Source organism: Mesorhizobium sp. KR1-2 (assembly GCF_040045035.1).
Classification (GTDB): Bacteria; Pseudomonadota; Alphaproteobacteria; order Rhizobiales; family Rhizobiaceae; genus Pseudaminobacter.
In genome coordinates this window covers 637,785-650,992 of record NZ_JBDZDS010000001.1, presented here as the reverse complement: position 1 = coordinate 650,992, position 13,208 = coordinate 637,785, and the positions used below count along the sequence as shown (strand labels likewise).

Here is a 13,208-nt window from a genome sequence, read left to right as displayed (position 1 = left end):
GCGTTTCGGGATTTGATTTTCGGCGCTGCGCAGCGCCTTAGGATCGCGCCGGCCTGGGAAAATCTATTCGCGACGCGGAGGTTCCCAACGCAATTCATCATCCCTCTTCGCAGTCGGCAGCGATGCATCGAGCGTCTTTTCGTAGCGGAGAGCATTCATGCCGTCGGCGTAGTAGCCGAGCCACGTTCCGATCGGCCGATAGCCGTTACGTTCGTAGAGCGCGATGGCGCGCGGATTGTCCTGGCGCACCTCCAGCCGCACCGCCCGGCAGCCCCTGGCGCGGGCCGCGTCCTCGCAGACCGAAAGCAAGACGCGGCCCAGCCCTCCGCCGCTGGCAGGCGAGACTGCCAGCGAATAGAGCCGCGCCCTGGCGCTGCCTGCCCGGTAGAGCACGGCGCAGTAGCCGGCGACGCTGCCATGCGCGCCAGCGACGAGCAGCGAGGCGGTGGGGCTGGAAAGCAGGCGCCGGAAAGAGGCGCGGGAAAGGCGATCGGTCTTGAAGGCAATCTTTTCCAGCGCCGCAAGAGCATCGATATCGGAGGTTTGGGCGGGGCGAATCTCGGCGGACATGCGAACCGGTGAACCTCAATCGAAAAAGATCAACTCGAGGATAGGCGGAACGTCTCTGCCGCACTGTCTCGCACGGGCATCATCAGCGCTTTCGCACCTCCAATTGGGCCGAATTGTGACCGGTCCGGCGCGCCCCGGCCGCATGAAAAATCCGCCCCGAAACCCGCGTTTTCGATACGACTTCAGGGCGGTGAAACAAGGCTGCGGCCAGCCCTTCATCGCCTCGGAGAGGCTGCAAGCCGAATCAGCGTTGCTTATGGCGGCAATGCCAATTCCGGCCCGTCGCGAAATCAGGCGGCGCTGTCGCCGGGCACGCCGGACTTACCCGCATTATGCTTGCGGAGCGCGTTGAGGAAGCCAGTACGCGCGTCGGGAGGGTTGAGGCCACGCGGCTCGTAAACATGCCGCGTGAAAAAGAACTCGGTCAGGCGGAAAGCCTGCTCGATGGTCGCCATGTCGGCGCGCAACCCGGTCCCGCCGATCAGGAAGGCCGGCAGCGGCAGCATCTTGTCGTGCCAGGGCAGCCCGGCTTCCCGCGAAACGGCGCGGCCGGACTTCGGCGAGACATAGATTAGTTCTTCGCGCCGGCCAGTGGCGGCGCATTCGCTCAGGTCGAGCCCGAAGCCCAGCTCTTCCAGCACCATCAGCTCGAAACGCACGACGAGTTCGCCTGCGGCAGCAGCGTCGTCCAGATTGGAGATCAGTAGCCCCAGCATCTCATACAGGCCGAGATGTGGATCGCGCTCGGGCAGAAGGCGCAGATGTGCGGCCAGCGTCTGCAGCCCGTAGACCGCGCAGGCGCTTTCGAACAGCCGGGCAGCGTTGAGCTCCAGCGCCTCGACCTGGAACAGGCCCATATGCTCGTCCAGTCGCGCACGCCAGATCAAGTCGACGCGATTGCCCACCTGCAGCACCGGCTGCGCCTTGCGCGAACGGCCACCGCGCACCATGCCGAGATGACGCCCGTGCGCGCGCGTCATCACCTCAAGTATGACGCTGGTTTCGCCATGCTTGCGGGCGCCAAGGATAATGCCCTCGTCGTGCCATTCCATTTCTGGAGATTCGGCCGCTCAGTGCGGGAATTCAAGACCCATTTCGCGATAGCGCTCGGGATCGTCGCTCCAGTTCTCGCGCACCTTCACGAATAGGAACAGGTGCACCTTCTGCTCGAGAATTTCGCCGATGTCCTTGCGCGCCGCCTGGCCTATGGAACGGATCGTCTCGCCCTTGTGGCCGAGAACGATCTTCTTCTGGCTGTCGCGCTCGACATAGATGACCTGCTCGATGCGCACGGAACCGTCTGCCTTCTCTTCCCACCTTTCAGTTTCTACGTGGGACGAATAGGGCAGCTCCTGGTGCAGGCGCAGATAAAGCTTTTCGCGGGTGATCTCGGCGGCGAGCTGGCGCATCGGCAGGTCCGAAATCTGGTCCTCCGGATAGTACCAGGGGCCGGCGGGCAAAGCCTTGGCGAGATAGTCGAGGATAGCGCCGCAACCCGCGCCGGTCAGCGCCGAGACCATGAAGGTGCTGTCGAAGGCGACGCGCTTGTTGGCCTCTTCCGCCAATGTGAGCAGGGTTTCCGGCTTGACCCGGTCGATCTTGTTCAGCACCAGGATCTTTGGCTGCCGGACCTCGGCAAGATTGGTCAGGATCGTGTCCGCATCGCCCCTGATGCCGCGCTCGGCATCGATCAGCACCATGATCATGTCGGCATCCTTGGCACCGCCCCAGGCGGTGGACACCATGGCCTGATCAAGCCGCCGGCGAGGCTTGAAGATGCCGGGCGTGTCGACGAACACGATCTGTGCGTCATTGTGCGTGGCGATGCCGCGAACGATGGCGCGGGTGGTCTGCACCTTGTGGGTGACGATCGACACCTTCGCGCCGACGAGCTGGTTGACCAGCGTCGACTTCCCGGCGTTCGGCGCGCCGATCAGGGCGACAAAGCCCGAATGAGTGACGGGTTCGGCTTCGCTCACTACTCTTTTCCTTCCTGGCTCCAGACGCCCTCGCGCTGAAGCATGTTTGCGGCAGCGGTCTGCTCTGCCTCGCGCTTGGAACGTCCGGTCCCGAAGGCCGGCTCGAATGAACCGACACGCACGCTGACCGTGAATACCGGATCATGATCGGGGCCCTCGCGGCTTTCGATCTGATAGGCCGGCGTTGCCGCGGCGGCCTGGTGCGCCCATTCCTGAAGCGCGGTCTTGGCATCGCGGCGCGCTGCCCCGGTGACCTTCGAGCGCGGCTCCCAATAGCGCAGGATGAAGCGGCGGGCCACATCGAGGCCACCATCGAGATAGAGCGCGGCGATCAGGGATTCCAGCGCATCCGCGCGGATATTCACCCGCTTGCGCCCGGCCAGCGTCTTGACCTCGTTGCCGGCGCGGATCAACGCGGGGAGCCCGATCTCGTCGGCGATCTCGGCCAGCGTCTCGGCGTTGACGAGCGCGTTCAGGCGGACCGAAAGCTCGCCTTCGGCCGCGGCCGGGAAGGCGTTGAACAGCATATCGGCCACCACCAGCCCCAACACACGGTCGCCCAGGAATTCGAACCGCTCGTAGTCCGTTCCTGCCTTGACACCACGCGCACTGGCATGGGTGAGCGCGCGCTGAAGACGCTCCAAATCAGTGAATGCATGTCCGGTGCGCTCGCGCAAAGCATCCGCGAGCGCCTGCCCGGTTGGTCGTTTGAACGCCATTGTCCTAGTGGACAAACGTGAAGAGGCGCGAGGCGCGCAGCTCCGACGGCCACTTCCAGATTTCGAGCGGGCTAGCGCCTCCCGCAATCGAGAAGAAGACGATGTTGGCACGGCCGACGAGGTTCTCCGCCGGAACATAGCCGACCGAGAAGCGGCTGTCGGTGGAGTTGTCGCGGTTGTCGCCCATCATGAAGTAGTGGCCTTCCGGCACCAAGAACTCGCGCGTGTTGTCGCCAATCGAATTCGGCGTGAGGTCGAGCGTATCGTAGGAGACGCCATTCGGCAGCGTCTCGCGGTAGACGTCGACCGGGCGGTTGACTTCGGTGATATCCGGGTTGTCGATCTGGCCTACCTTCACGCGTGGAACGCCGACGTCGTTGATGAAGAGCTGGCCGTCGCGCATCTGGATGCGGTCGCCCGGCAGGCCGACCACGCGCTTGATGTAGTCCAGCGACGGGTTGGGCGGGAACTTGAAGACCACGACGTCACCGCGCTGCGGCTCGCTACCCCAGATGCGTCCCGAGAATAGGTCTGGCGAGAACGGCAGCGAATAGCGCGAATAGCCGTAAGCCCACTTGGTGACGAAGAGATAGTCACCCTCGAGAAGCGTCGGACGCATCGAGCCCGACGGGATCGAAAAGGGCTGGAACAGGAAAGTGCGGATAACCAGTGCGAGCAGCAACGCCTGGATGATGACGCTGACCGTTTCTCCAAGCCCGCCGGATTTCTTGTTAGGTTTCTCAGCCACGCTCATCTCTTCCTCGGTTTCTGCGTCGGGTATAAGGGCTCGGCGCGTTTGGAGCAATGTCTACCAATCGTCACGAGCGCCACGAAAATGGCCGTTATTCGACTTGTAACGCTTCAATGATCACAAAGGCTTGCGCCAGAGGAAAATCATCTGTGATGGTGAGGTGAATGACCGCGCGATGGCCGGCTGGCAGCATCCGCCCCAGCCGTTCGGCCGCCCCCCCGGTAAGCTCCATCGTCGGCTTGCCGCCTGGCAGGTTGACCACGCCCATGTCCCGCCAGAAAACGCCATGGGACATACCGGTTCCGAGCGCCTTGGCACACGCCTCCTTGGCGGCGAAGCGCTTGGCATAAGAGGCCGCACGCTCCTTGCGCCGCTCCGACTTCGCCTGCTCGATCTCGGTAAAGATCCGGGTCTTGAAGCGCTCGCCATAGCGCTCAAGCGACTTCTCTATGCGCCTGATGTCGATGAGATCGCTGCCGATACCGATGATCATCCGGCGCTGGTCCTCAGATGTTCCGACTGCCGGGCTTGACCGGCGGGATGGCCGCCAATTCCGGCGGAAGCTGGTCGGCCGGATAGGCCGGCACTTCATATTCGGCGAGCGCGATCAGCGGCACGCCGACATCGCTCTTGCCCGCGGAGCGGTCGATGATGCAGGCTGCAGCGACCACTTCGGCGCCCAGATCGCGCAGGCAGTCGATGGTCTCACGGATCGACAGCCCGGTGGTGACGATGTCCTCGACGATGACGACGCGCGCACCCTTCTCGATCTCGAAACGGCGTAGGCGGAAGACGCCGCCTTCGCGCTCGACCCAGATCGCCGGTACGGCAAGGTGGCGTGACGTTTCATAGGCCGGGATCAGTCCGCCTATGGCAGGGCCGACGACATAGTCGATCTGGCCCGGGACTTCGGCACGGATCTTCTCGGCCAAGGCGCGGCAAAGCTTCTCGGTCTTGTCGGCATGCATGAAGACCCGCGCCTTCTGGAGGAAGACCGGGCTGCGCAAGCCGGATGTCAGGATGAAGTGCCCTTCGAGGACTGCTCCGGCCTCGCGAAAAATGTCCAGCACCTGATCGGTATTCATGCCGCTCCCGCCATTCAGATGGTCAACCGTTGACGCGCTTGGCGTCGCTGACGCTCGAGTTTTCCTTGAGCTGCGAGAGCAGCCGGTTCAGATGCTTCAGATCCCAGACCTCAAGATCTATCAGCATTTCCGTGAAGTCCGGCGCGGTACGCACCATCGACAGCGTGTGGATATTGGCGTCGTTCTCAGCGATTACCTGGGCGATCTCGGCCAACGATCCGGGCGCGTTGATCGCCACCACGGAAATACGAGCCGGGAAACGTTCCTTGGTCTCCTCGTCGATGTCCCAGCGAACGTCGATCCAGCGTTCCGGCTGGTCGTCGAAGGCGGTGAGCGACGGCGACTGGATCGGATAGATGGTAATGCCGGCGCCTGGCTGCATGATGCCGATGATGCGGTCTCCTGGCACTGCACCCTCCGGCGCGAATCGCACCGGCAGATCGCCGCGCACGCCCCGGATGGGCACCGCTCCCCTTCCCTTGGCCGTGCTTTTGCCCTTGCGCGAAGAGCCGCGCCCCGGGATCTGGAACAGCATGCCAGCCGCATTGCGGATCTTGGACCAGCCTTCCTCGCGTTGCTTGGGCGCCTGCGTGACCCGCTCGTCCTTGAAGTCGGGGAAAACCGCCTTCATGACATCGGTCGACGACAATTCGCCCCGCCCCACCGAGGCCACGACATCCTCCACGTCCTTGCGGGCGAGCCGGTGCAGCACCGGCTTGAGGCTGTCCTTGGAGAAGGTTTTCCCGGCACGCTCGAAGGCCCGCTCCAGGATGCGCACGCCAAGGCCTGAATACTGCTTTCGGATCGCCGCCTTGGTGGCGCGGCGGATGGCCGAACGGGCCTTGCCGGTCACCACCACGGATTCCCAAGCGGCCGGCGGCACCTGCGCCTTGGAGCGGATGATCTCGACCTCGTCGCCATTCTTCAGCTCGGTCATCAGCGGCATGATGCGGCCGTTGATCTTGGCACCCACGCAAGTGTCGCCAACGTCGGTGTGGACCGCGTAGGCGAAGTCGATAGGCGTGGCCTTGCGCGGCAAAGCGATCAACATGCCCTTCGGCGTGAAGCAGAACACCTGATCCTGGAACAGCTCCAGCTTGGTGTTCTCCAAAAACTCTTCAGGGTTATCACCCTCGGACAGCTGCTCGATGGTGCGCCGCAGCCAGGCATAGGCGTTGGTTTCCTTGGAGATCGCATGGCTGGCATTTACCTTGCCGCCGGCGTCCTTGTAGAGCGCATGAGCCGCCACGCCGTATTCGGCGACCTTGTTCATCTCGCGCGTGCGGATCTGCAGCTCGATGCGCTGGCGCGACGGGCCGACGATCGTGGTGTGGATCGAGCGATAATCGTTCTGCTTCGGGGTCGAGATGTAATCCTTGAACCGACCCGGCACCATCGACCAAGTGGTATGAATCGCGCCAAGCGCAAGATAGCAATCTTCCACGCTGTCGACGACGACGCGGAAGCCGAAGATGTCGGACAGCTGCTCGAAGGACAGCGCCTTGGTCTCCATCTTGCGGAAAACCGACCAAGGCTTCTTCTGCCGGCTGGTGACGCTGGCCTTAAGCGAATACTTCTCGAACAGTGCGGAAAGCGAGTTTTCGATCTCTGCGATGACGCCCCGGTTACGCGCCGACACATCGGCCAGCCGTTCCGTCACGGTGCGGTAAGCTTCCGGATTGATGTAGCGGAAGGCGAGGTCTTCCAGCTCCTCGCGCATGCCCTGCATACCCATGCGCCCGGCCAGCGGTGCATAGATATCCATGGTCTCCTCGGCGATGCGCAGCCGCTTGTTCTCCGGCATATGGTCAAGCGTGCGCATGTTGTGGAGACGGTCGGCGAGCTTGACGAGCAGCACGCGCACGTCTTCCGAGATCGCCAGCAGCAGCTTGCGCAGGTTCTCCGCCTGCTCGGCCTTCTTCGAGACGAGGTCCAGCTTCTTGAGCTTGGTCAGCCCCTCGACCAGCTTGCCGAGGTCGGACCCGAACAGCTCGTCGATCTCCTGGCGGGTCGCGGAAGTGTCCTCGATCGTGTCATGCAGCAGTGCCACCGCGATGGTGGCCTCGTCCATATGCATGTCGGTGAGGATCGCCGCGACTTCGAGCGGATGGGAAAAAAAGGGATCGCCCGAAGCACGCCTCTGATGGCCGTGCTTCTGCATGGCGTAGACATAGGCTTTATTGAGAAGCGCCTCATTCACGTCGGGCTTGTAGCGCTGCACGCGCTCGACAAGCTCATACTGACGCATCATGGGCCAAATCTCACAGTCAAATACGAATCATGCGCCGGATCGCGCGACCCGACGCATGCCATAAATAAACACGATCCGGCCGGCAAGGAAGTGCCGGCGCGGTTACAATCGATCAGAAATCGTCGCTTTTCTCGGGTGCAACGAGGCCTTCGATGCCGGCGAGCAGATCTTCCTCGCTCATGCGGTCGAAGGCAATGTTCTCTTCCTCGCGGTCTTCCTCGGCGGAAACCACCGTTGCGTCGGTCTGATCGGCCAGTGCATGACCTTCGATCTCCGGCTCATCCACCTCGACATGCTTCTGCAGCGAGTGGATCAGATCTTCCTTGAGATCGCCCGGCGACAGCGTCTCGTCGGCGATTTCGCGCAGTGCCACGACCGGGTTCTTGTCGTTGTCGCGAGGCACGGTAATGGCCGCACCCTGGGAGATCTGCCGGGCACGATGGCCGGCCAGAAGCACCAGCTCAAAGCGGTTGTCGACCTTGTCGATGCAGTCTTCAACAGTTACGCGGGCCATGGATTGCCCCTTTCATACGCGGATGTAATGGAAAACAGGCGCGGTCCTTAACCCGAACGGCCAAAAAAAACAAGCACGAAAGCTCGCGAGCCACGCCACGGTAGACCCCACAGACGCACTCGCCGAGCGTCTGCTGCCTTAGCCGCATCACATTTTCTTGCATAATGTCACGAGACCCTTGGAATGCAGGCGCCCGGGCGATACTTCTTGGATCAGAATAATTTTACGCAACTGATTTTTGACATGCAACTCGGCAGCCGGGGTGCGCGTATTTAATGGAATTGCCTATTTCCCCAAAGGATACTTCACATGTTTGATCCTCGCGAAAAGATTGCACTTTTCATAGACGGCGCCAACCTCTACGCCACATCGCGATCGCTTGGCTTCGACATCGACTACCGCAAGTTGCTGTCGAGCTTCCAGAAACGCGGCTATCTGCTGCGCGCCTATTATTACACGGCGCTGGTGGAGGACCAGGAGTACTCCTCGATCCGTCCGCTCATCGACTGGCTGGATTACAATGGTTTCAAGGTGATAACGAAACCGGCCAAGGAGTTCACTGATTCCTCGGGGCGCCGCAAGATCAAGGGGAACATGGACATCGAGCTGACCGTCGACGCGCTGGAACTTTCCGATGTGATCGATCACTACGTGATCTTCTCGGGCGACGGCGATTTCCGCACGCTGGTTGAGGCGCTGCAGCGTCGCGGCAAGAAGGTGAGCGTGGTTTCAACGATGGCGTCCCAACCGCCGATGATTTCCGACGACCTGCGCCGCCAGGCGGATCATTTCATCGACCTGATGACGCTGAAGAGCGAAATCGGCCGCGATCCGTCCGAACGGCCGATGCGCAAGGCCGAACCTGCCGACAGCGACGACATCGACGATCTATGATGCAAGCAACAGTTGAACCTTCGCGCGACTGCGCTCTCTGCCCGCGCCTGCATGATTTTATCGCCAGTTGGCGCCAGCGTGAACCTCAGTGGTTCAACGCTCCGGTGCCCACATTCCTGCCGCCCGAGGGCGAAGACAGTGTCCGCCTGCTGATCGTTGGACTGGCGCCCGGCTTGCGCGGCGCCAATCGCACGGGCCGGCCCTTTACCGGCGACTATGCGGGCGATCTGCTTTACGACACGCTCATCCGCTTTGGCCTTGCCCGTGGCAGGTTCGAGGCACGGCCGGACGACAGCCTGGAACTGATCTCCACCGCAATCACCAATGCGGTGAAATGCGTACCGCCCGAAAACAAGCCGATCGGCTCCGAGATCAACACCTGCAGGACCTTCCTGACCGCGAATCTGGCTCGCTTCAGGAATCTCGAGGCGATTCTGACGCTTGGAACGATCGCCCACCAATCCACGGTGCGCGCGCTGGGGGGCCGCGTGGCCGCGCATCCGTTCAGCCACGGCGGGCATCAGAAAATCGGCAGACTGACCGTCTTTTCCAGCTATCACTGCTCGCGCTACAACACCAATACCGGCCGCCTGACCGAAGAGATGTTCGTAAGCGTTTTCCGTGAGATAGCGGAATTCCTGAACAAGTAGAACCGCCCGGCGGAGGAGTTCGTGGCCGAACCTCCCTCCGCCGGGATGGCGGCAGATCGGGTCAGCCGCGCTCCTTGAGCAGACGCCCCTTCTCGCGGTTCCAGTCGCGCTGCTTCTCGCTCTCGCGCTTGTCGTGCAGTTTCTTGCCGCGGGCGACGGCCAGGAGCAGCTTGGCGCGACCCTTGTCGTTGAAGTAGATCTTCAACGGCACCATGGTCATGCCTTCGCGCTCCACGGCCTGCTGCAGGCGCGCCATCTCCCGCTTGCTGAGCAGAAGCTTGCGGCGACGGCGCGGCTCGTGGTTGAAGCGGTTGCCTTGCAGATATTCCGGCACGTAGGAATTGATCAGCCAGATCTCGCCGCCTTCGGCGGAGGCGTAGGACTCCTGAATATTTGCCTGGCCCTGGCGCAGCGACTTGACCTCGGTGCCGGTCAGAACCAGACCGGCCTCGATCGTGTCGATCACCTCATAGGAAAACCGCGCCTTGCGGTTCTCGGCGGCAACCTTGTTGTTGGGGTCGGCTTTCTTATGGCTCATGGCTACGCAGCGCGACAAACCCGCGTCAATTGATCAGCCCGGCGTGCTTCATCGCCGCATCGATGCGCTCGGCTGTCGACGCCTCGACAGTCATCAGCGGCGAGCGCAGCACGTTTTCAACCTTGCCCAGGCGCGAGAGCGCGTATTTTGCGCCGGAAACACCCGGCTCGAGGAAGATCGCCTTGTGCAGCGGCATCAGGCGGTCCTGCAGCTCGAGCGCACGCTCCTTGCCGCCGTTAAGGGTCGCCTCCTGGAACTCGGCACAAAGCCGGGGCGCAACATTCGACGTCACCGAAATGCAGCCGACGCCGCCATGGGCGTTGAAGCCGAGCGCCGAGGCATCCTCGCCCGAAAGCTGGACAAAATCCTTGCCGCAGGTGAGCCGCTGTTCGGACACGCGCTCGACCTTGCCGGTGGCGTCCTTCACGCCCACGATGTTGGGGAAATCGTGCGCCAGACGGCCCATCGTCTCCGGCGTCATGTCGATCACCGAACGCGGCGGGATGTTGTAGATGATGATCGGCAGCTTCGTCGACCTGGCCACTGTGGCAAAATGCTCGTAGAGGCCACGCTGGGTCGGCTTGTTGTAGTAAGGCGTCACAACCAGCACCGCATCGGCGCCGACGCTCTCGGCGTGCTCGACCAAGCCGATGGCTTCGGCCGTGTTGTTGGAGCCGGCGCCGGCGATGACCGGGACACGTCCCTTGGCCACTTCGACACAAGCCTTCACGACCTGGCGATGCTCCTCATGCGAGAGCGTGGGCGATTCGCCCGTTGTTCCGACCGGAACCAGCCCCTGGGTGCCTTCTGCTATCTGCCATTCGACAAAGGCTCGAAAGGCTTTCTCGTCGAACCCACCATCCTTCTGGAATGGCGTTACGAGCGCAGTCATCGAGCCTCTGAGCATGTGGTCCAACTCTCTCTGCGACCTGTGGTTCGCAGTCCCTTTTTGATGTCGCGGCTTTCTATCCGAAAACGCGGCCGCGCACCATAGTCTTCGCATGGTGGCGCCGCAAAGATCGACTGTCCCAGATTGCGAACGCAACCAATCATGATAACCTTTCGTTAATCCGCTTTTCACCGGCGGCGACTAGGCTTTCGAGAACCCGCTTCCACTTGTACCGTGCAAGGGCAGGATTTGAGGAAAGCATGCGAGGTCAAGGGCAACACCTCATCGCGCTGCTCGGCGCTATCATCGCACTGACGCCTGTCGCCGCCTTCGGCGCAAGTGCCGACGTTCAAACGACTGCCGCAATCCCGGCAATGCCGGGTGGTTTCATCAATGCCGGGGCGACGGCCGTGGGCGATATCGCAGCCTTGAAGGCAGGACTCGATGCGCTGTCTGAAAGGGATATCCCGCGCGCACGCGCGGCTCGTGACAGCCTTCCGCAGAACTCGCTCGACCGCCACATCCTCGCCTGGGCCATAGCGCTACGCGGCGGCGACACCGTCCCGAGCGCCGAAATCGCCGCAACGGCGCTGGCATTGCCCGGCTGGCCAGGAATAGAAACCCTGCGGCGCAACTACGAGAGAGCCCTCTTCCGCGAAAACCCCGGGCCGGCCGCAGTGGTGAAGGCCTTCGGCGACACCGCACCGCAAACCGTCGAAGGCGTCACCCTCCTTGCCCGCTCTCAGGTCGCACTTGGCAATGGAGATGCCGCAAGGGCGACGCTGTCGCCATTTTGGCGGACACGGAAGCTGGAGCCCAGAGACGAGGCCGCGATCATCAAGGAATTCGGTGCGCTGATTCCTGCCGCCGACCACCGCATTCGCATGGAGCGGATGCTTTATGCCGATCGCGTGAATTCGGCTCAACGCGTTGCCAAGCTGGCCGGCGCCGAGGCCCTGGGCGACGCATGGAGTGCGGTGATCAAGGGCGACCGCAATGCCAAAAAGCTGCTCGACGCAGTGCCGGCGGCCCAGCGCTCCGCCGGCTATCTTTTTGCACAGGCGAAATTCCTTCGGCGCAGCAAGGACATCGAGCAGGCAGCGGCCGTGATGTTGCAGGCTCCGAAGGACGGCGCGTCGCTCGTCGACCCGGATACATGGTGGATCGAGCGCCGCGTGCTGTCGCGCGAGCTGATGGATCGCGGCGACATGAAGACAGCCTATCAAGTGGCGGCTGCCCACGCCGCCGAAAGCCCCACCAATGCCGCCGACGCCGAATTCCATGCAGGGTGGTACGCACTGCGCGGGCTGCAGGACGCCAAGACGAGCGCAGCGCATTTCGCCCGTATCGCGGAGCTTGCCGACGGCTCGATCTCGAAGTCGCGTGCCTACTATTGGCTCGGGCGTGCGGCAGAAGCCGGCGGTCCTGGTGACGCCAAAACCTATTTCGAACGTGCTGCCAGCTTCGGCACGACCTTCTACGGCCAGCTTGCGGCCGAACGCATCGGCCGCAGAGCAATCAAGATGGCCTACCCTGCACCGACGGACGCCGACCGGCGCAATTTCGACAGCCGGGAGGCCGTGCACGCCATAAAGCGACTGGAGGACGCCGATAATGCAAGCCTCGCCGACACGCTTTACCGGGACCTCGCCGCGCAGCTGGCCAGTCCCGGCGAACTGGCGTTGCTGGCAGTCATGGCCGAAAAACGCGGCAATCACTTCCTGGCCTTGAAGGTGGGCAAGATCGCCGCCGCGCGGGGCATCGAGATCGGCGCCCTCTCGCATCCGATCGGGGTTATTCCTGTCTCCGCCAATATTTCCAGCGCCGGCAAGGCGCTTGCCTATGCGATTGCGAGGCAGGAAAGCGAATTCAATGTCTCGGCCGTATCCGGCGCGGGGGCCCGCGGCCTGCTACAGCTGCTGCCGGGAACGGCCAAGGAAGTGGCCAGGAAGGCCGGCCTGCCCTTCGATCGGACCCGGCTTACCACCGACGCCGGTTACAACGCCGCACTCGGCGCGACCTTTCTCGGCGAGCAACTGAGCCGCTTCAACGGGTCCTACGTGCTGACCTTTGCCGGCTACAACGCCGGCCCGCGCCGTGCGAAGGAGTGGGTCAGCCGCTATGGCGACCCGCGCGGCAAGGACGTCGACACGGTGGTGGATTGGATCGAGCGCATTCCTTTTGCCGAGACGCGCAGCTACATCCAGCGAGTCATGGAGAATTACCAGGTCTACAAGATGCGCCTTTCGGGCAAGTTCGACATCATCGGCGACCTCGTGAACGGTCGCTGAGCTTCCTTTCCGGCGGTCGCAAAGTGCTTCGGGCGGTTTTCGAGTTCGGACACCCCAAGGCATCATCGAGTTTTGTC

14 protein-coding genes are annotated in these 13,208 nt (G+C 62.5%); 3 read left to right on the top strand and 11 right to left on the bottom strand.

Annotated elements, in window-relative coordinates; genetic code table 11:
- Positions 1 to 63 precede the first annotated feature (63 nt).
- The 9 genes from ABLE85_RS03095 to rpoZ form a co-directional block, all read right to left on the bottom strand.
- On the bottom strand, positions 64 to 570 hold the full coding sequence (locus tag ABLE85_RS03095; RefSeq protein ID WP_348791204.1) for a GNAT family N-acetyltransferase: 507 nt from the start codon (positions 568 to 570) through the stop codon (positions 64 to 66).
- Positions 571 to 860: 290 nt separating this feature from the next.
- Complete coding sequence (gene recO / locus ABLE85_RS03090; protein WP_348791203.1) at positions 861 to 1,622, bottom strand: DNA repair protein RecO; 762 nt, start codon at positions 1,620 to 1,622, stop codon at positions 861 to 863.
- A gap of 18 nt (positions 1,623 to 1,640) precedes the next feature.
- Entirely contained in the window at positions 1,641 to 2,549 is a 909-nt protein-coding gene (era, locus tag ABLE85_RS03085) for a GTPase Era (protein WP_348791202.1), read from the bottom strand.
- Complete coding sequence (rnc, locus tag ABLE85_RS03080) at positions 2,549 to 3,268, bottom strand: ribonuclease III (protein ID WP_348791201.1); 720 nt, start codon at positions 3,266 to 3,268, stop codon at positions 2,549 to 2,551. The genes era and rnc overlap by 1 nt, the downstream gene beginning before the upstream one ends.
- Before the next feature lie 4 nt (positions 3,269 to 3,272).
- Positions 3,273 to 4,022, bottom strand: coding sequence for a signal peptidase I (gene lepB, locus ABLE85_RS03075; protein WP_348791200.1), 750 nt, complete (start codon positions 4,020 to 4,022; stop codon positions 3,273 to 3,275).
- An 88-nt stretch (positions 4,023 to 4,110) separates the two neighbouring features.
- The gene (gene acpS / locus ABLE85_RS03070; protein WP_348791199.1) at positions 4,111 to 4,512 is read right to left on the bottom strand and encodes a holo-ACP synthase; all 402 of its coding nucleotides are present in this window, start codon (positions 4,510 to 4,512) and stop codon (positions 4,111 to 4,113) included.
- Between the two features lie 13 nt (positions 4,513 to 4,525).
- Positions 4,526 to 5,104, bottom strand: coding sequence for an orotate phosphoribosyltransferase (gene pyrE / locus ABLE85_RS03065; protein ID WP_348791198.1), 579 nt, complete (start codon positions 5,102 to 5,104; stop codon positions 4,526 to 4,528).
- A gap of 22 nt (positions 5,105 to 5,126) precedes the next feature.
- Entirely contained in the window at positions 5,127 to 7,355 is a 2,229-nt protein-coding gene (locus tag ABLE85_RS03060) for a bifunctional (p)ppGpp synthetase/guanosine-3',5'-bis(diphosphate) 3'-pyrophosphohydrolase (protein ID WP_348791197.1), read from the bottom strand.
- A 112-nt stretch (positions 7,356 to 7,467) separates the two neighbouring features.
- The gene (rpoZ, locus tag ABLE85_RS03055) at positions 7,468 to 7,869 is read right to left on the bottom strand and encodes a DNA-directed RNA polymerase subunit omega (protein ID WP_348791196.1); all 402 of its coding nucleotides are present in this window, start codon (positions 7,867 to 7,869) and stop codon (positions 7,468 to 7,470) included.
- Positions 7,870 to 8,178: 309 nt separating this feature from the next.
- Here rpoZ and ABLE85_RS03050 point away from each other — a divergent pair, with 309 nt between their 5' ends.
- A complete protein-coding gene (locus tag ABLE85_RS03050; RefSeq protein ID WP_348791195.1) occupies positions 8,179 to 8,763 on the top strand; it encodes an NYN domain-containing protein in 585 nt (194 codons plus the stop codon).
- On the top strand, positions 8,763 to 9,413 hold the full coding sequence (locus ABLE85_RS03045; protein WP_348791194.1) for a uracil-DNA glycosylase: 651 nt from the start codon (positions 8,763 to 8,765) through the stop codon (positions 9,411 to 9,413). The genes ABLE85_RS03050 and ABLE85_RS03045 overlap by 1 nt, the downstream gene beginning before the upstream one ends.
- Positions 9,414 to 9,474: 61 nt before the next feature.
- On the opposite strand, the gene smpB is transcribed toward ABLE85_RS03045, so the two are convergent.
- Together smpB and dapA are read right to left on the bottom strand one after the other, a co-directional pair.
- Positions 9,475 to 9,951 (bottom strand): SsrA-binding protein SmpB, encoded by a 477-nt coding sequence (smpB, locus tag ABLE85_RS03040; protein ID WP_348791193.1) that lies wholly within the window; start codon positions 9,949 to 9,951, stop codon positions 9,475 to 9,477.
- Positions 9,952 to 9,976: 25 nt separating this feature from the next.
- Positions 9,977 to 10,858 carry a 4-hydroxy-tetrahydrodipicolinate synthase gene (gene dapA / locus ABLE85_RS03035; RefSeq protein WP_348791192.1) on the bottom strand — a complete coding sequence of 294 codons (882 nt, stop codon included), beginning with the start codon at positions 10,856 to 10,858 and terminating at the stop codon, positions 9,977 to 9,979.
- A 242-nt stretch (positions 10,859 to 11,100) separates the two neighbouring features.
- Here dapA and ABLE85_RS03030 point away from each other — a divergent pair, with 242 nt between their 5' ends.
- Complete coding sequence (locus ABLE85_RS03030) at positions 11,101 to 13,131, top strand: lytic transglycosylase domain-containing protein (protein WP_348791191.1); 2,031 nt, start codon at positions 11,101 to 11,103, stop codon at positions 13,129 to 13,131.
- The last annotated feature ends 77 nt before the right edge of the window (positions 13,132 to 13,208 follow it).

What these genes read in the sequence shown, in the direction of transcription:
- ABLE85_RS03095 (WP_348791204.1), bottom strand. Translation starts at nt 570, where the DNA reads ATGTCCGCCGAGATTCGCCCCGCCCAAACCTCCGATATCGATGCTCTT.
- recO (WP_348791203.1), bottom strand. Translation starts at nt 1,622, where the DNA reads ATGGAATGGCACGACGAGGGCATTATCCTTGGCGCCCGCAAGCATGGC.
- rnc (WP_348791201.1), bottom strand. Translation starts at nt 3,268, where the DNA reads ATGGCGTTCAAACGACCAACCGGGCAGGCGCTCGCGGATGCTTTGCGC.
- lepB (WP_348791200.1), bottom strand. Translation starts at nt 4,022, where the DNA reads ATGAGCGTGGCTGAGAAACCTAACAAGAAATCCGGCGGGCTTGGAGAA.
- acpS (WP_348791199.1), bottom strand. Translation starts at nt 4,512, where the DNA reads ATGATCATCGGTATCGGCAGCGATCTCATCGACATCAGGCGCATAGAG.
- pyrE (WP_348791198.1), bottom strand. Translation starts at nt 5,104, where the DNA reads ATGAATACCGATCAGGTGCTGGACATTTTTCGCGAGGCCGGAGCAGTC.
- ABLE85_RS03060 (WP_348791197.1), bottom strand. Translation starts at nt 7,355, where the DNA reads ATGATGCGTCAGTATGAGCTTGTCGAGCGCGTGCAGCGCTACAAGCCC.
- rpoZ (WP_348791196.1), bottom strand. Translation starts at nt 7,869, where the DNA reads ATGGCCCGCGTAACTGTTGAAGACTGCATCGACAAGGTCGACAACCGC.
- ABLE85_RS03050 (WP_348791195.1), top strand. Translation starts at nt 8,179, where the DNA reads ATGTTTGATCCTCGCGAAAAGATTGCACTTTTCATAGACGGCGCCAAC.
- ABLE85_RS03045 (WP_348791194.1), top strand. Translation starts at nt 8,763, where the DNA reads ATGCAAGCAACAGTTGAACCTTCGCGCGACTGCGCTCTCTGCCCGCGC.
- smpB (WP_348791193.1), bottom strand. Translation starts at nt 9,951, where the DNA reads ATGAGCCATAAGAAAGCCGACCCCAACAACAAGGTTGCCGCCGAGAAC.
- dapA (WP_348791192.1), bottom strand. Translation starts at nt 10,858, where the DNA reads ATGCTCAGAGGCTCGATGACTGCGCTCGTAACGCCATTCCAGAAGGAT.
- ABLE85_RS03030 (WP_348791191.1), top strand. Translation starts at nt 11,101, where the DNA reads ATGCGAGGTCAAGGGCAACACCTCATCGCGCTGCTCGGCGCTATCATC.